The 24,528-nt window shown below is 70.4% G+C and carries 17 protein-coding genes; 5 read left to right on the forward strand and 12 right to left on the reverse strand.

Annotation, left to right across the window (positions count from 1 at the left end; all coding sequences use genetic code 11):
• Positions 1-64: 64 nt before the first annotated feature.
• Positions 65-1,984: a glycogen debranching N-terminal domain-containing protein gene (locus B5557_RS11675; RefSeq protein WP_079659057.1), complete on the reverse strand. Its 1,920-nt coding sequence runs from the start codon at positions 1,982-1,984 to the stop codon at positions 65-67.
• Between the two features lie 611 nt (positions 1,985-2,595).
• Entirely contained in the window at positions 2,596-4,530 is a 1,935-nt protein-coding gene (locus tag B5557_RS11680) for a DUF4192 domain-containing protein (protein ID WP_079659058.1), read from the reverse strand.
• A gap of 303 nt (positions 4,531-4,833) precedes the next feature.
• On the opposite strand from B5557_RS11680, the gene B5557_RS11685 reads away from it, so the two are divergent.
• A complete protein-coding gene (locus tag B5557_RS11685) occupies positions 4,834-6,390 on the forward strand; it encodes a M28 family peptidase (RefSeq protein ID WP_107472582.1) in 1,557 nt (518 codons plus the stop codon).
• A gap of 98 nt (positions 6,391-6,488) precedes the next feature.
• On the opposite strand, the gene B5557_RS11690 is transcribed toward B5557_RS11685, so the two are convergent.
• On the reverse strand, positions 6,489-8,648 hold the full coding sequence (locus tag B5557_RS11690) for a RecQ family ATP-dependent DNA helicase (RefSeq protein ID WP_079659059.1): 2,160 nt from the start codon (positions 8,646-8,648) through the stop codon (positions 6,489-6,491).
• Positions 8,649-8,985: 337 nt separating this feature from the next.
• Between B5557_RS11690 and B5557_RS11695 the strand changes: the two genes are divergently transcribed.
• The gene (locus B5557_RS11695) at positions 8,986-9,606 is read left to right on the forward strand and encodes a hypothetical protein (protein ID WP_079659060.1); all 621 of its coding nucleotides are present in this window, start codon (positions 8,986-8,988) and stop codon (positions 9,604-9,606) included.
• Between the two features lie 370 nt (positions 9,607-9,976).
• On the opposite strand, the gene B5557_RS11700 is transcribed toward B5557_RS11695, so the two are convergent.
• The 3 genes from B5557_RS11700 to B5557_RS11710 form a co-directional block, all read right to left on the reverse strand.
• Positions 9,977-10,615: a hypothetical protein gene (locus tag B5557_RS11700; RefSeq protein WP_079659061.1), complete on the reverse strand. Its 639-nt coding sequence runs from the start codon at positions 10,613-10,615 to the stop codon at positions 9,977-9,979.
• Positions 10,616-10,683: 68 nt separating this feature from the next.
• Complete coding sequence (locus tag B5557_RS11705; protein WP_079659062.1) at positions 10,684-11,385, reverse strand: ribonuclease HII; 702 nt, start codon at positions 11,383-11,385, stop codon at positions 10,684-10,686.
• Between the two features lie 93 nt (positions 11,386-11,478).
• A complete protein-coding gene (locus B5557_RS11710; RefSeq protein ID WP_079659063.1) occupies positions 11,479-12,102 on the reverse strand; it encodes a TetR/AcrR family transcriptional regulator in 624 nt (207 codons plus the stop codon).
• A gap of 187 nt (positions 12,103-12,289) precedes the next feature.
• On the opposite strand from B5557_RS11710, the gene B5557_RS11715 reads away from it, so the two are divergent.
• Complete coding sequence (locus tag B5557_RS11715) at positions 12,290-13,837, forward strand: MFS transporter (RefSeq protein ID WP_079659064.1); 1,548 nt, start codon at positions 12,290-12,292, stop codon at positions 13,835-13,837.
• A gap of 334 nt (positions 13,838-14,171) precedes the next feature.
• Here the strand turns inward: B5557_RS11715 and B5557_RS11720 are convergent, their stop codons facing one another.
• The 3 genes from B5557_RS11720 to B5557_RS11730 form a co-directional block, all read right to left on the reverse strand.
• Positions 14,172-15,077 carry an ADP-ribosylglycohydrolase family protein gene (locus B5557_RS11720; protein WP_079659065.1) on the reverse strand — a complete coding sequence of 302 codons (906 nt, stop codon included), beginning with the start codon at positions 15,075-15,077 and terminating at the stop codon, positions 14,172-14,174.
• Positions 15,074-15,748: a histidine phosphatase family protein gene (locus B5557_RS11725; RefSeq protein WP_079659066.1), complete on the reverse strand. Its 675-nt coding sequence runs from the start codon at positions 15,746-15,748 to the stop codon at positions 15,074-15,076. Before B5557_RS11725 ends, B5557_RS11720 begins: the two co-directional genes overlap by 4 nt.
• A 105-nt stretch (positions 15,749-15,853) precedes the next feature.
• Positions 15,854-16,459: a YdbC family protein gene (locus B5557_RS11730; RefSeq protein ID WP_079659067.1), complete on the reverse strand. Its 606-nt coding sequence runs from the start codon at positions 16,457-16,459 to the stop codon at positions 15,854-15,856.
• A 154-nt stretch (positions 16,460-16,613) separates the two neighbouring features.
• Here B5557_RS11730 and B5557_RS11735 point away from each other — a divergent pair, with 154 nt between their 5' ends.
• Positions 16,614-17,144, forward strand: coding sequence for a TerD family protein (locus B5557_RS11735; RefSeq protein ID WP_079659068.1), 531 nt, complete (start codon positions 16,614-16,616; stop codon positions 17,142-17,144).
• Positions 17,145-17,258: 114 nt separating this feature from the next.
• Here B5557_RS11735 and B5557_RS11740 read toward each other — a convergent pair whose 3' ends face one another.
• Positions 17,259-20,159 (reverse strand): vitamin B12-dependent ribonucleotide reductase, encoded by a 2,901-nt coding sequence (locus tag B5557_RS11740; protein ID WP_079659069.1) that lies wholly within the window; start codon positions 20,157-20,159, stop codon positions 17,259-17,261.
• A 167-nt stretch (positions 20,160-20,326) separates the two neighbouring features.
• The gene (gene nrdR / locus B5557_RS11745; protein ID WP_079659070.1) at positions 20,327-20,896 is read right to left on the reverse strand and encodes a transcriptional regulator NrdR; all 570 of its coding nucleotides are present in this window, start codon (positions 20,894-20,896) and stop codon (positions 20,327-20,329) included.
• A 581-nt stretch (positions 20,897-21,477) separates the two neighbouring features.
• On the opposite strand from nrdR, the gene lexA reads away from it, so the two are divergent.
• Positions 21,478-22,257 carry a transcriptional repressor LexA gene (lexA, locus tag B5557_RS11750; protein WP_079659071.1) on the forward strand — a complete coding sequence of 260 codons (780 nt, stop codon included), beginning with the start codon at positions 21,478-21,480 and terminating at the stop codon, positions 22,255-22,257.
• A gap of 192 nt (positions 22,258-22,449) precedes the next feature.
• Here lexA and B5557_RS11755 read toward each other — a convergent pair whose 3' ends face one another.
• Positions 22,450-24,426: an ATP-dependent DNA helicase gene (locus B5557_RS11755; protein WP_079659072.1), complete on the reverse strand. Its 1,977-nt coding sequence runs from the start codon at positions 24,424-24,426 to the stop codon at positions 22,450-22,452.
• Between the last annotated feature and the right edge of the window lie 102 nt (positions 24,427-24,528).

Raw genomic sequence — 24,528 nt, forward strand, 5'->3', positions numbered from 1 at the left:
CCTACGGTTGCGCGCGGCCGTCAGCATGCGCCCCGGCGTCCGTCCTGCGCCGCGTCGCACGAGGTCACACCCCCAGTTGCAACCCGTCGGCCGCCTCCTCCACCATGGCGAGTCCGAGCCGACTGACCCGTACGGAGAAGGGGGCGCCCGCCACCCGTAGGCCAGTCAGGGAGATCTCGCCCAGAGGCACGCTGGGCACAGGGCGCAGTGTGACGGTTCGGGCCGGGGCGTCGGGCCGGATGCCGGCCAGGGCGGTCAGCAGCAGAACCCCGGCCGCCGCAGCGGTGGCGGCGGGACGGCAGGCGGCCGGATGGGGGAGGGGAGCGCTGCCATCTCCGCGCTGCTCCCCCGCGTACATCTCCGGGAGGCGATGGCCGAAGGACTCGGCCGCCGCCAGTACGCCTCGCAGCAGCCCGGCGCTCTCCTTCTCGTAGCCCGCGGCGGCCAGGCCTGTGACGGCGATCGCCGTTTCGTGGACCCGTACGGCTCCGCTGCGGTGGCCGAAGGGGTTGTAGCCCGGTTCCTTCATGCCGAGACCTCGCAGCCCCCAGCCCGAGTCCATGACGGGGCTGCCGAGCAGCCGGGCGAGTTGTTCGGTCTGCACCTTGTCCAGCAGCCCGGGGGCGAGGACGCCGCCGCCCAGCAGTCCGGTGTCGAGGAGGTGGACGGCGGTCGCGCCGAGGTGGGGCAGCGGCCGCCCGTCCGGGGTGCGGGCGGCCGCGGGTCGGCCGCCTCCCCGGTCGTCGATCCAGAAGTCCCGCCGAAACACGGCACGCACGGCCCGCGCCCACTCCCGCAGACCGCCCGCGCCCGGTCTGGCGCAGGCGTCCAGCAGATCGGCGCCGAGCAGTGCCGCTCGGTGGGCATGGGCCTGTGTCTCGCAGCGGACGGGCCCGCCGGGCTGAGGGTCTCTCAGGTAGGGCCCGTCGCCGACCGTGGCGCGCAGCCAGGTCAGGCAGCGCTCGGCCGTCGGCAGCAGTTCCTCCGTCTCCTGGTCAGGCAGACCCCATCGTCGGGCCTCCGCGAGGAGTACCGGGAAGAGCAGCGTGGCCTCCGTCCCCGTACACCCCGGCGGCAGATGGGCGCCCGCGTCGCGCCGGGGGCCGGGGATCATGCCGTAGCGCGGACCTGGTCCCATGACCTGGGTGCGCGCCAGAGTGCGCAGGGTGCCCGCGGCGAGGCGGGTGCCGAGGGGCAGTGTCATGCGGGCCGCGGCAAGCGCCTCGGCCGGGGCCATACCGCAGCGCCACGGCGCCCCCGCGGCGAGGTGGATGTCGGCGGGGTGCGCGGGGTCGCGCACCAGCAGGGCCTGCAGATCCTCGAGGCTCGTCGCCAGGAGCGCCCGGACGCGTGGGTCGTCGCCCGTCGCGTGTGCCGAAGCCAAGGGGCTCGTAGCCGTCCGGCCCACGGCCCGGACCGGGCCCACCCCGTCCAGGCGAACCCTCAGCTCCACGCAGACGCTGCCGCCGGGAGGGACCTCGAAGTCCCAGCGCAGCAGCCCTGCGGAGGCGATGGCGTCGGCGGGCGGCGGGTCGGCCGTGACGTATGAGGTCCCGGTTGCGCAGGACCAACGCAGGCCGGAGTCGTGGACGCTGGCCGGCAGTTCGGGGCCCACGGCGCCGGAGGCGATCGCCCCCAGGTCGGCCAGGTCGGCGCCGAGGGCCACCTCGACCGGAAGCCGCAGCGGCCGTGCGGCGGCGCTGTGCAGGGTGATCCGCTCCGTGCCGTCCGCGCAGCGCGTCCGCTCCACGACGACGTCCGGGTCCGGGCCGCCGTGCGGGGTGACGCGCAGGGTGCCGACGAAACGGGCCCGGTCGGCCGACGTCATCCTCGCCTGGACCACCAGCGGTTCGCGTCCTGCCACCCGCACCTGGCAACGGGAGAGGATGCGCCGGCCCGCCCGGTAGAACCCCTCCAGTCCACGCCCGGTCAGCTGCCCCTGTTCCGTCGAGATCGCGAGGCCCGGCAGGGCGACGCAGATCATCGCCGTGTGGGCGGGCGGCAGGCCGGTGGCACGAGGTGGGGCGGGCGACCGGGGCGGTGGTGCCGCCCCTCGGGACGAGGGTGCTGACGACAAGCGGGATGGCTGCGGGCGGCGGGGCGCACCGGTGGGCTCAGGGATGGGCGTGCCCGGGATCCGCCCGTCCGCGGACAGGCCGGGGCCGCCCCCGGACCCGGCGACCGGCCGACGGCGCCGATCGTCTTCGGAGGGTCTGGCCTCTTGCGGAACGGGCCTGCCCGAAGGTGATCGGCCGACGCCCGCGCCATGGGCCGGCCCAGGGGTGTCGAGGGTGAAGCGGTCGTCGGCGGCGGAGGGCGGAGTCGGCTGATGCATGCGGTGACTTCCTCTGCTCTCTGTGCGCCTCGGGCAGGTGCGAGGCCGGGTGGAAGGCTCCGACAGGGCGGGTGCGCTGCGGCGGCACGACCGTGCCGGTGTTCCGCCACTCAGGTGAACGGGGCGGGACTCCCCCAGGTCACGCCCCCAAGGCTCAGGCCCCACCGAATGGCCTCCGGAACCGCGGATCCCGAACACGCCGGGCCGGACGTGCCGTTGCTCACCGGCAGACGACCGTCGTGCACCGGCACGCGGGGGCGTCACGCCTTCCCCGTGGCTTCGTCGCCGTCGGGCCGCGCACCTTCCGCGCCGCTCCCCCGACGTCGTGGGGAGGCCTTGCCTGCGGGGCGGGGGCGGGATCCTCCTCGGCTCGGCGGGGTGGGGTGCGTGGTGTGAGGGGTGTGCGAGCTCAGCGTGTGCGAGCGAAGGCCGTTCTTTCCCGGCGCTCGGCGTGGCGTTTCCTGCCCTTCCGCTGTGCCTGCCGCAGCCCGCTCATGGGCGACGCCCATACTGGGGCCCCCGGTACGGCGGCGCCTGCGGGCGGTCGTGAGCGGTGGCGTCGACGCGGGCCCCGATTCGCATGCGGCCGGGCCGTGAGGGCCCGAGTCCCGGGCCGCCTCGACCTCCTTGGCCTCCTTGGCCTCCTTGGCCTCCCTGGCCTCCCTGGCCTCCCTGGCCTCCTTGGCCTCCTTGACCTCCTCGGGACGGTCCAGGTCCCTGGGCATGTCCTCGGCGGCTTGCGGATCCTCCGTGCCCTCAAGGCCGTCGGGGTCCTTGACGTCCTTGACGTCCTTGGAGCGTTCGGAGCTCTCGGGCCCCTCGGCTGTCGCCGCGTTGCCCGGACTCTGCGCTGCTGTGTCCCGTCCGCGTTCCTCGCGCTCGGCGCGCAGGCAGCGTCGTACCGACTCGGGGTCGAGGCCTTCGTTGCAGGCCTGGTGGAGAAGGCGGGCGAACAGATATGCCGGGTCCGCGCCCAGGGCCATGGCAAGGGCCTCCCTCGCCTCGAGATCGTCACCGCTGGACCAGGCGACCCAGCCGGCGAGGGTGAGGGGTGCCGCCGCGTGTTCGCCGTAGGGCCCGACGCAGCGGCGTGCCAGTGCCCGCCACAGGCGCAGGGCGGGAGCCGCCTCGTCACCCTCCATCCACGCGGCGGCCCGGTCGCGTGTCACCCGGCCCTGAAGGCCGAGGATCAAAGCTGCCGCTTCGTCGAATCCGAGCAGTTCGTCGTCGCGGTGGTCCGACATGAGCATCCCCGACACGATGGGCGACTCGGCGAAGCGTCGCATGACCCGTCCGGCGAGTTCGAGCGTCTCCTCGCCCACCGCCGCGCGAGTCGACTCGTCCAGGATTTTCGGGATGAGCGCCATGCCGGCAGCGTCCAGGGCGACTTCCTGCTCCACTGCGGCAGCGGTCTCCAGGGGCAGCAGTCGGGCTCGCAGTTCGCGCAAGGTCCCCCGGACCTGGATCCCGGCATAGGTCGCGGCAGCCGCCAGTACCGAGGTCCCGGGCAGGCCCATCGGGACGCCCTCGACCGGACAGCAGCCCTTGCCACCGCAGCAGTACGACCAGAAATGGCCGTCGGAGATGCAGAGTGCCTCGATCACGGGGATGTCGAGGCGGCCGCATTCGACACGGAGTTGGTGGGCCAGCGACTGCAGCCGTTCCATGACCTGTCGGCCCGTCTCACCCTTCGCCGGCTCCTGGCAGAGGTAGGCGACCATCTGCGCGGGACGGTTGCCGCGGCGTTCGCTGCCCGCCACGAGACCCTGCGCCAACTGCCGGGCGACCGCTCCCCAGTCGTCCGGGTTCGCCGGAATGCCCAGGCGGGCCCGGCCCCCGAACCGGCCCCGTCCGCCCAGGTCGTGCAGGGCGACCAGGACGATGCTGTCCTCCGGCCGGTACCCGAGCAGGTAGGGCAACGCGTCGGCCAGTTCGCCCGGGGTGCGCAGGGTCACCTGGTGGGCGGCGGGGCTTGCGCCGTACTCGGCGTTTCCTTCGTACCTCGTGTGGCTCACGTACGCCGTGTGTCCGTCCGTGCGCCCGTCGGTGTGTCCGTCCGTGCGCCCGTCCGTGTGCCCGTCCGTGTGCCCGTCGGTGTGCCCGCCCGTGTACTCGTCCGAATGTCCCTCATCTCCCTCGCGTCCGGTGATGTCGCCGTTTTCGGAGGATCCAGTGGTTTCGCTGTGATTCGTCATGCGGAGACGATCTCGCGGATCCCAAGACTCCGCTTGACCTGTGGATAAGTCCGATCAGGGGCACGTCATCTGGACGAGTGCAGGGACGCGCATCCCGCCGAACACCGCGGCGCGCCCGGGCTTCGCGGGACGTCCACCGGGTCGGGATCGCCTGCACGAGCCCTGGACAGCCGCATCGAGCCCCTACAGCGGAATGATGATCAATAGGGCGACAAAAGACGTAGTTATGACACATCTGTTCACAGGACGGACTGATGATCGCTAGCTTCCTCTCGACCTTGTGCCAACGGGGAAGGACCTTCTGTGAACGCATCCCGTCGAAGAGCCGCGGCCACCCTGGCCGCAACCGCACTCTCGATCCCGCTGCTGCTCGCCTCCACCTCGCCCGCCGCCGCCCACAAGGACGACCCGGGCAAGGCGGCCGCCAAGCTCTCGAAGACACTCGTTCGTGAAGCGTCCGCCGAAGACGCCTACAAGCACCTTCAGAAGTTCCAGCAGTTAGCCGACTCGGCGGGCGGCGATCGCGTCGCCGGCTCACCGGGACACGACGCGTCGGCCGCCTACGTCTACAAGCTGCTACGAAAGGCCGGCTACCGCGTCTCGTACCAGAAGTTCGAGTTCGTCTACACGCAGACGCAGGCCGAGAAGATCTCGGTCCTCTCGCCCACACCCGGCGACGTTCAGATCAAGGCGCTGACGTACACCAAGTCGACGCCGGTGGGCGGCATCACGGCCGACCTGGCCGCTGTCCCGGTCGACGCCGACGGCACCACCGGCTGTGAACCCGGCGACTACGCCGCCGACGCGTACACCGGCAAGATCGCCCTGATCAGGCGGGGCGGCTGCTCGTTCGCGGCCAAGCAGGAACAGGCCGCCGCGGCGGGCGCGATCGGCGCCGTCATCTACAACAACATCGACGCGGGGTACGGCCCGCTGTCGGGCACCCTCAGTGACCCTGCCGCCGCCAGGATCCCCACCGGCGGGATCAGCAAGGCCGACGGCGAGAGGCTCGCCGCGGCCTCCGCCGAGGGCCCTGTGACCATCTCCTTCGAGATCCGCCAGTTCCAGGAGCGGCGCACCACCGACAACGTCATCGCCGAGACGCGCGGCGGCGACGCCACCGACACCGTGATGCTCGGCGCTCAGCTGGACACGGTGCCGGCGAGCCCGGGCATCAACGACGACGGCTCGGGCTCCGCCGGGCTGCTCGACGTCGCGCTGAAGCTGGCCGAGAAGGGGAAGCACCCACGCAACAAGGTGCGCTTCGCCTGGTGGTCGGCCACGGAGAGCGGCCTGGTCGGGTCCGACTACTACGTCGCGCACCTCACGCCGCTCGCGAAGCAGCAGCTCAAGCTCTACCTCCACTTCGAAATGATCGCCTCACCGAACTACGGCCTGTTCGTGTTGGACGGCGACGGCTCGGACGGCGCCAACACGCAGGACGTACCGCAGGGTTCGGCTCCGCTTGAGCGCGACATCACCGAGTTCCTCGGCCGTCGGGGTCTGCCGCACGCGGGCACGCCGTTCGTCAGCCGCTTCGACTACCGCGCCTTCGTCGACGCGGGCATCCCCTCCGGTGGCACGTTCAGCGGGGCGGAGGCCATCAAGTCCCCTGCCGAGGCAGCGAAGTTCGGAGGGACGGCGGGTGTCGCGTTCGACGTGAACTATCAAACGGCCGGCGACACCATCAAGAACGTCAACATGACGGCGTTCGACATCAACATCGACGTCATCGCCAACGCCGTGGGCACGTACGCGCACGACCTCAGCTCCCTGAGGAACCCGGCCCCCACGGTGCGGACGGGCAGCGGTCACGGCGGCGCGAAGGCGTCGGCGGCAGGTCCAACGGCCACGATGTGACCGAGTAACCCGGCTCAGGCCCCCGGTGCCGGCGTCCCGGTCGACGGACCCTGCAGCGGGGGTCGCGCCCGCTCCCCCTCCCCGCACGCGAGGGACGCTTACCCTGCCGCGGCGAGGACCAGCGGGAGGACCTCCTCGCAACCTGCCTGGCGGAGCAGGCGGGCGGCGACTGCGAGGGTCCACCCGGACTCGGTGCAGTCGTCCACGAGCAGAACGGGGCCGGGCGAGTTGGCCAGAGCTCCGGCCAGTTCCTCGGAGACCGTGAAAGCTCCGGACAGCGCCCTGAGGCGTTGGGCGGAGTTGCTGCGGCGCGCGACGTGGGCGCCGCTCGGCCCGGTGTAGGTCAGCGTGCCCAGGAAGGGGAGGCGGCCGACGGCCGCGATTCCCTCGGCAAGCGAACCGACCAGCCGTGGGCGGGAAACGGATGGCACAGCGACGACTCCCACCGGTCGGGCGGAGGCGTCCGGGGCATGAGACGCCCATCCGCCCGGGGAGCGCGCCCAGTCGGCGAGGACCGCCACCGCGGCCCGCAGGACGTCGTCGGGGACCGGCTCGTCGGGCGCGTTGTCCGCAAGCATCGGGCGCAGTCGGTTGCCCCAGCCGATGTCCGAGAGACGCCCCAGGGCACGCCCGGTGGAACACTGCTCCTTGGCCGGGATACGGCCCTTGAGGTCGATGCCCAGTGCAGGCATCCCCGTCGGCCACATGCGACGCGGCTCGATCTCCACGCCGGGGCGGTCCAGTTCCTTCGCCGCGCCGGTCAGCGTCTCCGCCGAAACAGAGGATTCGATCCAGGCCCCGGCGCAGTTGTCGCAACGGCCGCACGGAGCCGCGCCCTCGTCGTCCAGCTGCCGGCGCAGAAACTCCATCCGGCACTGGGATGTGCTCGCGTACTCGCGCATGGCCTGCTGCTCGGCCGCTCGCTGCTTGGCGACCCAGGTGTAGCGCTCGGCCTCGTACACCCACTCCGCTCCCGTGGCCGTCCAGCCGCCCTTCACCCGCTTCACCGCGCCGTCGACGTCCAGCACCTTCAGCATCGACTCCAGCCGGCTGCGCCGAAGGTCCACCGCCGCCTCCAGCGCCGGCACGGACAGCGGCCGTCCCGCCCCGGCGAGAGCCGAGAGGGTCTGGCGGACCTGCGCTTCGGGCGGGAAAGCGGTATCGGCGAAGTAGCGCCAGATGGCCTCGTCCTCCTTGCCCGGCAGCAGCAGCACATCGGCGTGGGCCACCCCGCGGCCCGCACGGCCCACCTGCTGGTAGTAGGCGATCGGCGAGGAGGGCGAGCCGAGATGGACGACGAAGCCCAGGTCCGGCTTGTCGTAGCCCATGCCCAGCGCCGAGGTCGCGACCAGCGCCTTGACCCGGTTCTCCCGCAGATCCTCCTCGGCCTGCAGCCGGTCGGCGTTCTCCGTCTTCCCGGTGTACGAAGCCACTCGAAAGCCGCGCTGCCGCAGAAAGGCGGTGGCCTCCTCGGCCGCGGCCACCGTCAGCGTGTAGATGATCCCGGAGCCCGGCAGCTCGTCCAGGTGCTCGGCGAGCCAGGCCAGGCGGTGCGCGGCGTCCGGCAGCCGGACCACGCCCAGCCGCAGGCTCTCCCGCTCCAGCGGGCCGCGCAGCACCAGGGCCTCTCCGGCGCCCGTGCCCAACTGCTCGGCCACATCGGCGGTGACCCGCGCGTTGGCCGTCGCGGTGGTGGCCAGTACCGGCACACCGGCGGGGAGCTCGGTGAGCATCGCCCGCAGCCGACGGTAGTCGGGACGGAAATCGTGGCCCCAGTCGGAAATGCAGTGCGCCTCGTCCACCACCAGCAGTCCGGTCGTGGCCGCGAGCCTGGGCAGCACCTGATCGCGAAAATCCACGGCGTTGAGGCGTTCCGGACTGACGAGGAGAACGTCGGTCTCGCCGCGCTCGACCTCCTCGTAGACGGTCTCCCACTCCTCCGGGTTGGCCGAGTTGATCGTGTGCGCCCGGATGCCGGCGCGGGCCGCCGACTCGACCTGGTTGCGCATCAGCGCCAGCAACGGCGAGATGATCACCGTGGGGCCGGAGCCACGCCGACGCAGCAGAGCGGTGGCGACGAAGTACACCGCCGACTTGCCCCAGCCGGTGCGCTGCACCACCAGTGCCCGCCGACGCTCCCGCACCAGAGCCGCCACCGCAAGCCACTGGTCCTCCCGAAGCCGCGCCGACCCCTCGGGGGCGCCGACGAGCTCGGCGAGGATGGCATCGGCTTCGGCGCGGAGCTCCAGATCGTCCATGCCCCCATGCAACAGGACGGCACGGACAATCGGCCAATTCGATCAACCCGACAACAGGCTCACGAACGGTCGTCGAACCCCTGCCTCAGAGTGACGGGCAGGACGTGAACTGTGGACGCACGCGTCGTCCCAGGAATCATGGGGTAGGGATATAAGACACTCACCGCCATATAACGGTCGGTGGCCCCAATTGCTCGTTGCCGCATCCAAGTTCGACAGGAAGAATTGAGGTCCGCTCCCCGCACGGCTCGCCCGTAGTCCGGTAGGGCTCTGTTGCGGTGCGCGCTCCCCCGAATCCGACCCGCCCGCTGTGTGGGCCGTAGCCGAAGGGAGGATCGTGACCTTCGGATTCGCTCCGTCCTCGGCGGCATCGTTGTCGACGTCCACGTCCGCCACCTCCGCCAGCCGACTGCTCGAGCCTGCCGAATGGGCCGCGGCCGGTATACCGCTGCTGCGCAACCCTCGGGAAGTGGTCAGCGGGCTGCACTCGCGGCACCGGCCACGGCCGGCCACCGCGATCGTGGCCGTGCTCGACCCCGACGAGCGGGTGCGGGCCAGCGCCTCGTTCACCCGGCGCCAGGCCTCGAGCGACGGCTGGATGTTCCGCAACGCCCTGCTCGCCCAGCTGCGTCGGGTCATCCCGCACGACCTGCGGCTGCGCACGCCGGTGCGCACCGCCGTGCTGCTCTACTGCCGTGAGGGCGACGCCCGTTGGACGGAGGAGGACGGGGCCTGGATGTGGGGCCTGCGTGACGCGTGCACGCTGCACGGGTTGCGCTGCGGGGCCTACATCACCCTGACCCGGGACGGCTGGCAGGTCCTCGGCGAGGGGCGCGGAGGCCGTCGGCCGCACGCGGATTCGACTCCGGAGCCGTTCGCCCTGTCCGAGGCCCCGCCCCTGCTGCCCCGGACCGGTGGCGCCGCCTCGGACGTACTGCGGCGCGCGGCCGCCCGCTGAGGCGTCCGGCCCCGAACGCCGGCCCCGAGCGCCGCGCAGAAGCGCGGAACCCCGGCCCCGACGACGCGGGAAGCCGCCGGAGTGCCGCCGCGCGGGGCCCGACACACGTCGGCCCAACGAAGCTCGACCCGACGCACGTCACCCGTACATCGTCACGCGGTGTACCGAACGGCCCTCGCCGATACGTAGGGTCATGGCTGCCGACAGCGGCCGTGACACGGTCCCTGTAGCCGCCGCCGAGGGCGCTTCTCCCGGGGCCGGCGGGCCTTGTCGGACGGAGCCCGTGGAGCCGCCCCGGGGCACACCGCAGAGGCGTCGCAACAGCGACGCCTCCGTCGGCCCCGGAGCCTCCCGGCCTACCGGAACCTGCTCAGACGCCCGCGCCCAGCACCGCGTTGATCTGCTGCGGGTCACCGCAGACGATCAGCAGCGCGGCGGCCCGAGTGAGGGCCAGCGGCAGAGCGGTGGCGGCCACGGTGTCGGCACCGCCGTTGACGGCGACCACGACGACGGGACGCACGCCCGCTCGGGCGGCCACGGCGGCATCGGCGTAGAAGACGTCGTCTCCCGCGTCGTGCTGCGCCCAGTAGGGCGCCTCGCCGAAGGACAGTTCGTGGGCGGCCCAGGGGTGCTGTTCGCCGGTGGTGATCACCAGCACGTCCCCCGGCGCACGGCCCGATTCCAGGAGGAGGTCCACGGCCTCCTCGGCGGCGTCCAGCGCGCCCTCGGCCGAGGCCGGGATCAACTGGACCTGAGCGGTCGCCGAAGCGGGCGCGGCGGCGGCAGGAGCGGCCGGGGCCGAGGGCCCGGGCTGGGCGGCCACGTCACGCGGTGCACGTTGCACCGGCGGCGTGGGCCGGAGGGGTCCGGGACGACCGGGACGCGACGGAGCCGCGGGACGGGGTCCGGGTACAGGTCGAGGGGTCGGCGCGGTGCGGCCGCTGGCCGGAGTCGCGCGGGGACCCTGGGCACTCTCGTGAATCTGAGGCTCCTCGGGAATGAGAGGCATGAGCTGTTATTTATCAAACGTTGGTGCGGCACGCGCCAGCGGGTGGCACATCGGTGCGGCCGGAATCGTCAGAAGTCGAAGCCGAGCTGACCTTCGATCTCCGCAGTGCTTCCGTTCGCCCAGCTGCGGGCCTTCTTGAGGTGCCGCCACTGGGGCAGCGCATCAAGATACGCCCACGACAACCGGTGGTACGGGGTGGGGCCCCGCTCCTCCAGTGCGGCCTTGTGCACGGGCGACGGATACCCGGCATTGTCCGCAAAACCGAAGTCTGCATGGTCGATACCCAGTTCGGCCATCATTTTGTCGCGCCGGACCTTGGCGATCACCGAGGCCGCCGCGACCGCCACGCACGAACGGTCGCCCTTGATCACCGTGCGGACCTGCCACGGCGCTCCGAGATAGTCGTGCTTCCCGTCGAGGATCACCGCGTCCGGGCGGATCGGGAGGGCCTCCAGCGCCCGCCCAGCGGCGAGCCGCAGCGCGGCGGTCATCCCCAGGTCGTCGATCTCCTCCGGGGAGGCGTGCCCGAGGGCGTACGACGTCACCCACTTCAGCAGTTCCTCGGCAAGCTCGGTGCGCCGCTTGACGGTGAGCAGCTTGGAGTCGGTGAGGCCCATGGGGGGTCGGCGGAGTCCGGTGACCGCCGCGCAGACGGTGACAGGTCCGGCCCACGCACCGCGGCCCACCTCGTCGACACCGGCGATGACCTTCGCTCCGGTCGTGGCGCGCAGGGAGCGCTCGACAGTGTGAGTAGGTGGTTCGTACGGCATGGCGCCCTTAGATTACGCCGACGGGATCCCCTCGCGACACCCCGGTCGGCGCCGGCCCCTCATGGGCCGGTGACCCGGACATCGCCAAGTCGCTCAAGGCGCGTCCGGTCGGAGCAGCGGCAGCATGAATCCGTCGATCATCTCCTCGAGATCGCGATCATTCCATTCGCATGCGCACATCTTCGATCGATACATCATCATGGCTGGAATGGCGTCGAAGACGAAGCCGTTCGCCGCGTCGGGCCGCACCTCGCCCCTCTCGATTCCCCGGCTGATGACCTCGTGAAGGAGCTTGACGGTCGGCTCCACCACTCCCTCGAAGATGACGGTGTGGAAGCGCTCGGTCTGGGCTGGATCGCATTCGTGAATCACCGAGCGCAGTGCGGAACCGGGCCGGGAGAACATCGCGTCACGCGCCTCGCGGCACAGCGCCACCAGGTCCTCACGCACGCTCCCCAGATCGGGCGCGGCATCCAGCCGGGGCAGCCCGGCTCGCAAGGCGTCCGCGACCAGGTCCTCCTTGGACGGCCAGCGGCGATAGACGGCGGCCTTGCCGGTCTGAGCGCCGGCCGCGACGCCTTCCATCGTGAGTGCGTTCCAGCCGACGGTGCCCAACTGCTCCAGTGCGGCATCGAGGATCGCACGTTCGAGCACGGCGCCGCGCCGACGGGGGGAGGTCGCCTGAGCAGGGGCGGCCGTCCAGCGCGAAGTAACCATCTGAGTGTCTCCAGCGAGCAGAGGGAGCGGGGATCACGGGGTGGAGCGGGGCAGTGCGCGGCCGCGACGGGGGACACGCCGAACGGCGACGCCGCGAGTGAACGCTTGCGTTCACTATGAGGGACTCACTACGGTTGACGGGCCAGTGAACGCCAGCGTTCACTAACGCTCTTGTGGGGGACCCATCGTGACAACCTCTCAGTTGATCCAAGACCAGAAACCGGGTGCGGCCCGCAGGGAGGGCCATCCCGGCATCGCGCTCACCGTCATCGCGGCCTGCCAACTCATGGTCGTACTCGACGCGACGATTGTGAACATCGCGCTCCCGCACATTCAAGAGGCGCTCAAGTTCAGCACCACCGACCTCACCTGGGTGGTCAGCGCCTACACGCTCACCTTCGGCGGTCTGCTGCTGCTCGGCGCCCGAGCCGGCGACATCCTCGGCCGACGCCGGGTGTTCATGGCCGGCATCCTGCTCTTCACCTTCGCCTCGCTGCTGGGCGGACTGGCCCAGGAACCCTGGCAGTTGCTGGCCGCGCGCGCCCTGCAGGGGGTGGGAGGCGCCATCGCGTCGCCCACCTCGCTGGCGCTCATCACCACCACGTTCCCCGAGGGTCCGGAGCGGAACCGGGCCTTCGGCGTCTTCGCGTCCGTCTCCGCGGGCGGCGGCGCCATTGGTCTGCTCGCGGGCGGCATGCTCACCGAGTGGCTCGACTGGCGCTGGGTGCTGTTCGTCAACGTGCCCATCGGAGTGCTCATCGCAGCCCTCGCGCCGCTGTACATCAGCGAGTCCGAACGGCACCCCGGGCGCTTCGACATCGCCGGCGCGCTGACCTCGACGACCGGCATGGCCTCCCTGGTCTACGCCTTCATCCGGGCCGCGGAGGAAGGCTGGCGGGACGGCCTCACCCTCGGCGCCTTCGGCGCCGCGCTGGTCCTGCTCGTCGCCTTCGTGTTCACGGAGATGCGGGCCAAGGAACCGATCACCCCGCTGAAGATGTTCGCCGACCGCAACCGCTCGGGTACATACGTGATCATGCTGAGCCTCGCTGCGGCCATGTTCGGCATGTTCTTCTACATCGTCCTGTTCGTGCAGAACGTACTGGGCTACAGCCCGATCAGGGCCGGTCTCGCCTTCCTCCCCGTCACGGTCGCCATCGCGACGGGCGCGGGTCTGTCGCAGCGGTTCCTGCCGGTCCTGGGCCCCAAGCCGTTCATGGTCACCGGCGCCTCGCTGGTGGTCGTCGGCCTCACCTGGCAGGCCTTCATCAGCCCGGACAGCACGTACGTCGGCGGGGTGCTCGGACCGATGGTGATCTTCGGGTTCGGCATGGGTCTGAACTTCGTGACGGTGACGGTCACCGCGGTCGCGGGTGTCGCCCAGCACGAAGCGGGCGCGGCATCCGGCCTGCTCAACGCCACGCAGCAGGTGGGCGGGTCGCTCGGGCTGTCCATCCTGACGACCGTGTTCGGCACGGCCAGCAAGGACGAGGCGGAGAAGCAACTGCCGAAGTTCCTCGCCGACGGATCCGCGGAGCAGAAGGCCGAGTTCGCCAAGACGCACCAACTGCCCGCCCCCTGGGGGCACGACGTACTCGCCCAAGGCATCTCCACCGCGTTCGTCCCGGCCGCCGCCATGGCCGCGCTCGCCCTTGCGACGGCCTGGTTCGTGATCCGCGTGCGCAAGAGCGACCTGGAAGCGCTGTCCGGTACGGCGGGCCCGGCCGTCGGCTGACGGGCGGGCCCCACGGGCCGACCTCGGAGGGTCTCCGCCTGCCACGACACAGGCGCGTCCACCGCTCCCCGGTCGGCCCGGTCGGCCTGCCCGGCACCGCTGCAGCACCAACATGATCACGAACAAGACGAACCACATGCCCACGCCCTACGCCCCCTATGTCGCTCCCACCGTCACCCGCCCTCCGCGCACGCACACTTCGCACAGCGGATGCCGGAAGAACGCACGAGCAGTCACGCAGAGTTCCCTTCGGACACGTAGAGTTGCAGAGGAAAAAACCACACTCCGCCCTTCGCGCCTCACAGCCCTCACCTCGCGTCCCGCGTTCCACCCGTCACACGGACGCCGGCACCCACCCCGGCAGCGCTTCCACCTGCTGCGCCCAGGCCGCCGGAGGCGTCCCCGTCTTCCCGGAGGCCAGCACGCCGCCCACGATGGCGCAGGTCGTATCCACGTCCCCGCCGACCTGCGCGGTCGTCCAGAACGCGGCCTCGTAGTCACCAAGGGCCCGGGCGGCCGACCAGATGGCGAAGGGGACGGTGTCATGGGCCGACGTGCGCCTCCCGCAGCCCAGCACCGCCGCGACGGTGGACGCGTCGGCGTAGTCGAGCATGTCCCTGGCGCGCCTGAGACCCGCGCCGACGGCGCTCTTCGGGACGAGGGCGATCACACCGTCCAACAGCGCCTCGGCGCTGGGCGGACCTCCGGGGGCACCGGCCAGCGAGGCGGCCGCGGCGACGGCCATGGCCCCGACCACGGCCTCCCGGTGCTGATGTGTGGGGTAGGCGGAGATCTCCGCCTGATGGGTCGCCTGCTCGGGATCGTCCGCGTACCAGGCGCCCAAGGGGGCGATCCGCATCGCGGCGCCGTTGCCCCAGGACCCCTGCCCGTTGAACAGGGCCGCGGACAGTTCGCGCCAGTCGGCGCCCTCCCTGACCAGTCTCAGCAGCCGGTTGACAGCCGGACCGTACCCGCGGTCGAAGTCATGGTGCTCCGCGAAGGCGTGGGCCAGAGCGTCCTGATCGATGCGGTGGTGGGCGGCCAGGACGGCCACGACGGAGCAGGCCATCTCGGTGTCGTCGGTCCACTGCCATGGGCCGGGAGGCAGCTCACGGCGCTGCAGCAGGGGGTAGTTCACCGGCACGAAGAACTGTGAGCCCAGCGCGTCGCCCACGGCGAGGCCGCGCAGGCTGGCCAGGGCGCGCCCCAGGCGCCCGTCGGAAGAGGAGTCAGCGGTCATCGCTCTGCCACTCTATCCGTGATCCCGTACGGTTCCGGGTCTCGCCAGCGGTTGAAGGGCCGGTCGAGCGTGTACCTGCCGTCGTCCCCGAGAACGAGCATCCGCATCTCGGCGTTCCCCGGATTGGCGAGGGACTCGAACTCGGCGACCGTCCAGTGGAACCAGCGCATGCAGAACAGCCGCATCGCCAGGCCATGGGTCACCAGGAGCACGTTCGGCGGGTGGTCGGGGGCCTCGAAGCTGCGGAACAGGCTCTCCAGGAAGCCGCCGACCCGGTCGTAGACGTCGGCTCCGCTCTCGCCCTGGGCGAAGCGGTAGAAGAAGTGCCCGTAGGCGTCCCGGTACGTCTTCTGCAGCCGTACGTCGTCGCGGTCCTGCCAGTTTCCCCAGTCCTGCTCGCGCAGCCGCGGCTCCTCGCGTACCCGTATGAGCTCGGGATCGAGGTGGAAGGCACGGAGCGTCTCGTGCGTGCGCCGGTACGGGGAGACGTACACGCTGACCCGCTCGCGGCCGAAGACCTCCCGCAGGTTCTTTCCCGTCTCCTCCGCCTGCCGCCGTCCCCGCTCGGTCAGGGCCAGTGCATGGTCGGGTTCACGCTCGTAGACGGTGTCATCAACATTGCCCGTTGACTCCCCGTGCCGGACAAGGACGATGCGCCGTGGTCGTGCCATGCCAAAACCCTAGATCGGATCACGGTCGATCGAGCACTCGTACGGCCTCCATACGGCGCAGGTCACACAGATCCCGCACCAGAAGGCACAAAACACCGCACCATTTCAAACCGTCCAGGTCGACTCGAGCTCCACGATGTCACCGGTGAGGGAGGAGATGTCCGCCTCCGTCTGGGCGCGCAGCGCGAGCCGCTCCACGCGCTCGGTGCGGTACTTTCCGTGTTCGGCCTCCGAGCGCCACATCGACAGCACCAGGAACTCGTGCCCGGGCGCCTCGGCGAACAGCCCTCGGATCATGCCGGGCGAGCCGGCCATGGCGGGGTTCCACACCTTCTCCTGCATCAGGGTGAAGTGCTCGGCGCGTTCCTCGTGGACCCGGCACAGGGCCACCCGCAGCAGGTCGGAGTCGGTGAATCGGGGCTCGAAGCCCGTCTTCACGTCGAAGCGGTAGTCGAACAGCCGCACCTGGGCGTCCTTGAAGGTGCCCGACTGCGTCGCCGCCAGCCGGTCGTGGGAGCGCGCCATGAAGGAGTCGTAGAAGGCACGGCTCTCCCAGAAGGCGAAGACATGCGCGACAGAGGGCCGCCCCCTGCTCCAGCCCCCGCCCTGTCCCCGAAACCCCGGCTCCCCCAGAAGCCCCGCCCACTTTCGCTGTCCCCGTTCGAAACCGCGGCGGTCCACCACGGTGCAGCGAATCCACTTGACCAGCACCGCGCCATGGTAAGGCCAGCGGGCGTGGCGTCGGTCACGCTTGGGGTCGGTGCAGCGCTGCGACGGCGCACGCGCGCGTGGCAGGATGGACAACCGGCCCTGATGGTCCGGCAGTTCGGGGCGACGGCAGACGGGGAAACGGGGAGGGGAGTTCGTGAGCGGCCTCAACAAGGGAATCCGCAAGATCGAGATGGCGCTGAAGTGGGACCCGAGTCCGGCGGGGCAGCCCCCCACGGATCTGGACATCGTGGCCGCGACGTACGTGGCGAGCGATTCCAGCGGCGCTCCTGCCTATGTCGTGCACTTCGACAGCCGTTCGCCCGACGGCACGATCTACCTCAACCGGGACAGCAAGGACGGCAAGGGTTTCGGCTGGGACGAGGTCATGACGCTGGAACTCGACCGGCTGGACGCGCGGTACGCGCGCGTGGTCGTCGGCGTCGTCATCCAGCAGAACCCGGAGCACCGCACCTTCGTCAGTGTGCTCAACCCCGCCTTCCGGATTCGAGAGGGCTACAACGTCCTGGACGAGGACGACTTCGCCGGTGTTCTCGGGGCGACCGCGGCGACGGTCGGGGAGTTCGTGCGGGAGACCGACGGGTGGTCGTTCCACGCCGGCGTCCAGGGCTTCGAGGACGACCCGGCGACGTTCACGAGGATCATGGGCCAGGTACGCCAGTCCTGACGCCAGCGTCCGCAGAAGCACATCGGGAGACGCCGAGAGACGCCGAGGGCGGTGGAGCCGACAACCGGTTCCACCGCCCTCGCCCACTGGTTCACCCCCAGCAGGTGTCCGACATCAGCTGCAACCGCTGGTCGAACCGCAGCCCTCGCAGATGTAGCAGGAACCGGCCCGCTGCATCTTCGTGCCGCAGGAGAAGCACAGCGGGGCGTCCGCCTGGATGCCCAGCTGCATCTCCACCAGTTCGGCGCTGGTGTGGGCCTGCTTCGGGGCGGGCTTGGCTGCCTCGACCTCGGCCTTCGGGGTGGCGACGGCCTTCAGGTCTGTCGGGCGCGGGGCGGACTGGGCGAGGCCCTCCACGTCCACGTCCTCCTCCTCGAGGGTCGGCTCGTACGAACCGGTCTCCAGGTGACGCTGACGCTCCTCGGCGGAGTGGATGCCGAGCGCGGAACGCGTCTCGAAAGGCAGGAAGTCGAGCGCCAGGCGGCGGAAGATGTAGTCGACGATCGACTGCGCCATCCGCACGTCCGGGTCGTCGGTCATACCGGCCGGCTCGAAGCGCATGTTGGTGAACTTCGAGACGTACGTCTCCAGCGGCACGCCGTACTGGAGGCCGACGGAGACCGCGATGGAGAAGGCGTCCATCATCCCGGCGAGGGTCGAGCCCTGCTTGGACATCTTCAGGAAGACCTCGCCGAGACCGTCGTCCGGGTAGGAATTGGCGGTCATGTAGCCCTCGGCGCCGCCGACCGTGAACGAGGTCGTGATGCCGGGACGGCCCTTGGGCAGGCGCTTGCGGACCGGGCGGTACTCGATGACCTTCTCGACCGCGGTGCGGATCGTGTCCTCGGCCTTCTCGGTGATCTCGGTCTTCTCCTTCTCCTTGGTCTTCGCGGAGAGGGGCTGGCCGACCTTGCAGTTGTCGCGGTAGATCGCGAGCGCCTTGACGCCGAGCTTCCAGGCCTCGAAGTAGATCTCCTCGACCTCCTCGACGGTCGCCGTCTCCGGCATGTTGACCGTCTTGGAGATGGCGCCGGAGATCCAGGGCTGGATCGCGGCCATCATGCGGACGTGGCCCATCGGGGAGATGGCGCGCTCGCCCATGGCGCAGTCGAACACCTCGTAGTGCTCGGGCTTGAGGCCGGGGGCGTCGATCACGTTGCCGTTGTCGGCGATGTGGGCGACGACCGCCTCGATCTGCTCCTCCTGGTAGCCCAGGCGGCGCAGGGCCTGCGGCACGGTGCCGTTGACGATCTGCATCGAGCCGCCGCCGACCAGCTTCTTGAACTTGACCAGGGCGAGGTCGGGCTCGACGCCGGTGGTGTCGCAGGACATCGCCAGACCGATGGTGCCGGTCGGGGCGAGCACGGACGCCTGGGAGTTGCGGAAACCGTTCTTCTCGCCGAGGCGCAGCACGTCCTGCCAGGCCTCCGTGGCGGCTGCCCAGACCGGGGTGTCCAGGTCGTCCATGCGCACGGCCGTGCCGTTGGCGTCGGAGTGCTGCTTCATGACGCGGTTGTGGGCGTCGGCGTTGCGGGCGTAGCCGTCGTAAGGGCCTACGACCGCGGCGAGCTCGGCGGAGCGGCGGTAGGCCGTGCCGGTCATCAGTGAGGTGATGGCGCCGGCCAGGGCGCGGCCGCCGTCGGAGTCGTAGGCGTGGCCGGTGGCCATCAGCAGGGCGCCGAGGTTGGCGTAGCCGATGCCGAGCTGGCGGAACGCGCGCGTGTTCTCGCCGATCTTCTGGGTCGGGAAGTCCGCGAAGCAGATGGAGATGTCCATCGCGGTGATGACGAGCTCGACGACCTTCTGGAAGCGGTCGGCCTCGAAGGACTGGTTGCCCTTGCTGTCGTCCTTGAGGAACTTCATCAGGTTCAGCGAGGCGAGGTTGCAGGACGTGTTGTCCAGGTGCATGTACTCGCTGCACGGGTTCGACGCGGTGATCCGGCCGGACTCGGGGCAGGTGTGCCAGTTGTTGATCACACCGTCGTACTGGATGCCCGGGTCGGCACAGGCCCACGCGGCCTCGGCGAGCTTGCGGAACAGCGCCTTGGCGTCGACCTTCTCGATGATCTCGCCGGTCATACGGGCGCGCAGGCCGAACTCGGTGCCGTTCTCGACGGCCGTCATGAACTCGTCGTTCACCCGGACGCTGTTGTTGGCGTTCTGGTACTGGACGGACGTGATGTCGTCACCGCCCAGGTCCATGTCGAAGCCCGCGTCGCGCAGAGCGCGGATCTTCTCCTCTTCCTTCACCTTGGTGGCGATGAAGTCCTCGACGTCCGGGTGGTCCACGTCGAGCACGACCATCTTGGCGGCCCGACGGGTGGCGCCGCCGGACTTGATGGTGCCGGCGGAGGCATCGGCGCCACGCATGAACGAGACCGGGCCGGAGGCGTTGCCGCCGGAGGAGAGGAGCTCCTTGGATGAGCGGATGCGGGACAGGTTCAGACCGGCGCCCGAGCCGCCCTTGAAGATCATGCCCTCTTCCTTGTACCAGTCGAGGATCGACTCCATGGAGTCGTCGACGGCCAGGATGAAGCAGGCGGAGACCTGCTGGGGCTGCGGGGTGCCGACGTTGAACCAGACGGGGCTGTTGAAGCTGAAGATCTGGTGCAGGAGGGCGTACGCCAGCTCGTGCTCGAAGATCTCGGCGTCGGCGGGCGAGGCGAAGTACTTGTGGTCCTCGCCGGCCTGCCGATACGTCTTCACGATGCGGTCGATCAGCTGCTTGAGGCCGGTCTCGCGCTGCGGGGTGCCGACGGCACCGCGGAAGTACTTGCTGGTGACGATGTTGACCGCGTTCACCGACCAGAAGTCGGGGAACTCGACGCCACGCTGCTCGAAATTGACCGAGCCGTCGCGCCAGTTGGTCATGACGACGTCACGGCGCTCCCAGGCCACCTCGTCGTACGGGTGCACGCCGGGGGTGGTGTGGATGCGCTCGATACGCAGGCCCTTGGTGGTCTTGGCGCCCTTGGCGCGGGAACCTCGTGCCGGACCGCTCGCCGTCTCTGTCATGCCGCCTCCCTGGTACGGGCGTAAACGCCCTGAAATGCCACGTTGTTCCCGTGACACGGTGTTCTGTCTTGTGCTGTGGGCACCCACGCGCTACCGCCCACAACAGGTCTTGGTCCGCCGCCCGCCCGGCCGTGCCCGGATCCTGTGGTCCGGGTTCGGCCCGTCGGTCAGTCGGCGGCGTGGGCGGGCTCGGGGACCTGTACGGTCCCTCCGCGTCCGCCGTCGTCTTCCCGGCTCCCCGCGACAGCCTCTGTGTCGCCCTCGCGGTCGTCGTCGTCCGCGGTGGGGCGTGCCGTCTGGTCCCTGAGTTCCGTGATCGCGGCCTCGAAGTCCTCGAGCGAGTCGAACGCCCGGTAGACGGAGGCGAATCGCAGATAGGCGACGAGGTCGAGCTCCTGCAACGGGCCGAGTATGGCCAGCCCCACGTCGTGGGTGGTCAACTCGGCGCTTCCGGTGGCCCGCACCGCCTCCTCGACCCGCTGGCCGAGTTGAGCCAGCGCGTCCTCGGTGACCGGCCGTCCCTGGCATGCCTTGCGCACACCGTTGATGACCTTGGTGCGGCTGAACGGCTCCGTCACTCCGGACCGCTTCACCACCATGAGCGAGCACGTCTCCACGGTCGTGAACCGACGGGAGCAGTCAGGGCACTGGCGGCGCCTGCGGATCGACGTGCCGTCGTCCGTCGTACGGCTGTCGACGACACGGCTGTCGGGGTGCCTGCAGAAGGGGCAGTGCATGAACTCCAACCCTCCTCACAGCAGACTCAATGGCCTCGCCAGGCCTCATGGGCCCCTCGAAGCAGCCCCCAGCATAGGCGATCCATGAGCATCCGAAGACACCGGGGACCACAACTTCTAGGCTGTTGATGCAATCCAACCACTAGATGTGGGGCTTGGCTCATACATCCAGGCTGCATCGCGTGTCGCCCCTGTCGAGCTCACCCCACGCGATCCCGCCGTCACGCCGAGCATATGGAATCCACCTCTGCACGCGCGCGTACGGCCGTATCGCCCCGGCACTTACGGCGATACCGTGGGCACCGCAAGGAGGAGAGGTGCGACTCTCGCGCAGAGCGGGACCGGTTCCCGGCGGGCGGAACACCGGGTGGCAGACTGGGCCCCGCCTCACAAGGTCATCGACCTCGGCGGTGAAGAGTACAACGACGAGCCTTTTCGTCCGCCTGGGACCGCGTTAGCCATACACCCAGACACATGATCAAGTCAGGCTATCCAGGCTTTTTCACTCGAACGTGTGTTTGGCGCAACCTTTCGAAAGCAACTACCGTTGTGCAGCAGGGAGACAACCGAGAGGGGCCGACGTGACCACCACCGCAGACAGTGCCACCATCACTGCCCAGGACCGCTCCCAGGGCCGACTCGAGCCGGTGCATGCGATGAACGAAGCCATGAATCCCGAGGCGCACAAGCGCTCGCTGCCGGGGCGACCTCCAGGCATCCGCGCGGACAGCTCGGGGCTCACGGACCGCCAGCGCCGAGTGATCGAGGTCATCAGGGACTCCGTGCAGCGGCGCGGCTACCCGCCGTCGATGCGGGAGATCGGTCAGGCGGTCGGCCTGTCCAGCACCTCCTCGGTCGCGCACCAGTTGATGGCCCTGGAGCGGAAGGGCTTCCTGCGCCGCGACCCGCACCGCCCGCGCGCGTACGAGGTGCGCGGCTCCGACCAGGCCGCCTCCGTGCAGCCCACGGACACCGCCGGCAAACCCGCCGCTTCGTACGTCCCGCTGGTCGGCCGGATCGCCGCCGGTGGCCCGATCCTCGCCGAGGAGTCGGTCGAGGACGTCTTCCCGCTCCCCAGGCAACTGGTCGGTGACGGCGAACTTTTCGTACTGAAGGTCGTCGGCGACTCCATGATCGAGGCCGCGATCTGCGACGGCGACTGGGTCACCGTCCGCCGCCAGCCCGTCGCCGAGAACGGCGACATCGTGGCCGCGATGCTCGACGGCGAGGCCACCGTCAAGCGCTTCAAGCGCGAGGACGGCCATGTGTGGCTGCTCCCGCACAACGCGGCGTACGAACCGATTCCCGGTGACGACGCGACCATCCTCGGCAAGGTAGTGGCCGTACTCCGCCGCGTCTGAGTGCGGCGGGGGACGGGCCTGCCCCGTTCACCCCCTGTGACTGGGCCCCGGGATCCCTGCGCCGGTTCCGGGGCCCTGTGTTGTGCTTGGGGACCTGTGAGGAGGCGGGTGCCGTCCCTTTGACCGGGATGACACCCGCCTTCGCCGCGTCTACACCGTCACTGCTGCCTTGCCGTCACTGCGGCCCTGTCGTCACTGCGCCTCCGTCTGCTTGGCCGTCGCGTCGATCGCCGCGAGCGACCTGCGGACCTGGTTGCGGTCCGTGGTGTACCAGAAGTCCGGCAGGGACGCCTTCAGGTAGCTCCCGTAACGGGCCGTCGCCAGTCGCTGGTCCAGTACGGCGACCACGCCGCGGTCCCCCGACGCTCGTACGAGGCGGCCCGCGCCTTGTGCCATGAGGAGCGCCGCGTGCGTGGCGGCGACGGCCATGAAGCCGTTGCCGCCAGCGTCCTCCACCGCCTTCTGGCGGGCGCTCATCAGGGGGTCGTCCGGGCGCGGGAACGGGATCTTGTCCATCACCACCAGCTGGCAGCTGGGGCCTGGGACGTCGACGCCCTGCCACAGCGACAGCGTGCCGAACAGGCAGGTCTTCGGGTCCGCCGAGAAGTTCTTGATCAGCTCACCGAGGGTCTCCTCGCCCTGGAGGAGGATCGGGAACTCGGGGATGCGCGTGCGCAGTTCCTCGGCGGCGAGCTGCGCGGCCCGCATGGAGGAGAAAAGCCCGAGAGTGCGCCCGCCGGCCGACTGGATCAGTTCGGTCAGCTCGTCCAGCATGTCGGCGCGGTCGCCGTCCCGCGCGGGACGCGAAAGGTGTTTGGCCACGTACAGGATGCCCTGCTTGCGGTAGTCGAAGGGCGAGCCGACGTCGATGCCCTTCCACTGCGGTACGTCCTCGCCCTGCGTGCCCTCCGGGGCCAGCCCCATCGAGGCGCCCACACCGTTGAAGTCCCCGCCCAGCTTCAGGGTCGCCGAGGCCAGGGTCACGGAGCGGTCCGCGAAGAGCTTCTCCCGCAGCAGGCCCGACACGGACATGGGGGCGACGCGCAGGGAGGCACCGAAGCGGTCGTGCCGCTCGTACCAGACCACGTCCCACTCGGAGCCGTTCGTGATCCGCTCCGCCACGTCGTGCACCGTCTCCACCGAGGCCAGTGCCTGCTTGCGGACCGCGTCCTCGTCCTGGACGGACTTGTCGCGGGTCGCGCCGATGGCCGAGATCACCGTCCGCGCGGCGTCGCGCAGCGCCATCAGGGCGTAGGCGAGGTCCTCGGGGATCTCCTCCAGGCGGCCGGGCAACGCCAGCTCCATGAGCCGCTCGAAGCCCTCCGCCGCGGTCTGCAGCTGGTCCGCCGCCTTCTCGTTGACCAGCTTCGCCGCCCGGCGCACGGCCCGGTTGACCTGGCCGGGAGTGAGCTCGCCGGTGGCGACGCCGGTGACCCGCGAGACCAGTTCGTGCGCCTCGTCGACGATCAGCACCTCGTGCTGCGGAAGGACGGGAGCGCCCTCGATGGCGTCGATGGCGAGCAGCGCGTGGTTGGTGACGACGACCTCGGCCAGCTTGGCGCGCTCACGGGCCATCTCGGCGAAGCACTCGGCCCCGTAGGCGCACTTGGTGGCGCCCAGACACTCCCGTGAGGACACCGACACCTGGGTCCAGGCCCGGTCCGACACGCCGGGCGTGAGGTCGTCGCGGTCACCGGACTCGGTCTCGTCCGCCCAGTCGCGCAGCCGCAGCAGGTCCTGGCCGAGTTTGCTGGTGGGGGCGGCCGCCTCGAACTGGTCGAAGAGGCCCTCCTCCTCGTCCTGTGGGACGCCTTCGTGCAGTCGGTGCAGACACAGGTAGTTCGACCTGCCCTTGAGCATCGCGAACTCCGGGCGCCGGCGCAGCAGCGGATGCAGCGCGTCGACCGTACGGGGCAGGTCCCGCTCCACGAGCTGGCGCTGCAGGGCCAGCGTGGCGGTCGCCACCACGACGCGCTCCCCGTGCGCGAGAGCGGGCACGAGGTAGCCGAGCGACTTACCGGTGCCGGTGCCGGCCTGGACCAGCAGGTGGGAGCCTTCGTCGATCGCCTCGGCGACGGCTTCGGCCATGGTCACCTGGCCGGGGCGCTCCGTGCCGCCGACAGCGGTGACGGCGGCATGCAGGAGTTCGGGGAGAGAGGGCTTCGTCATAGCGCGACCACCCTACGGCGCGGCACTGACAAACGTGTCGTCGAGGCGGACGGGAGGGCAGGGATCAAGTCGGTGGGTTCCTCGCTAGAGGTGGAAGCGGAG

Origin of the sequence: Streptomyces sp. 3214.6 (genome assembly GCF_900129855.1) — a bacterium.
GTDB lineage: Bacteria > Actinomycetota > Actinomycetes > Streptomycetales > Streptomycetaceae > Streptomyces > Streptomyces soliscabiei.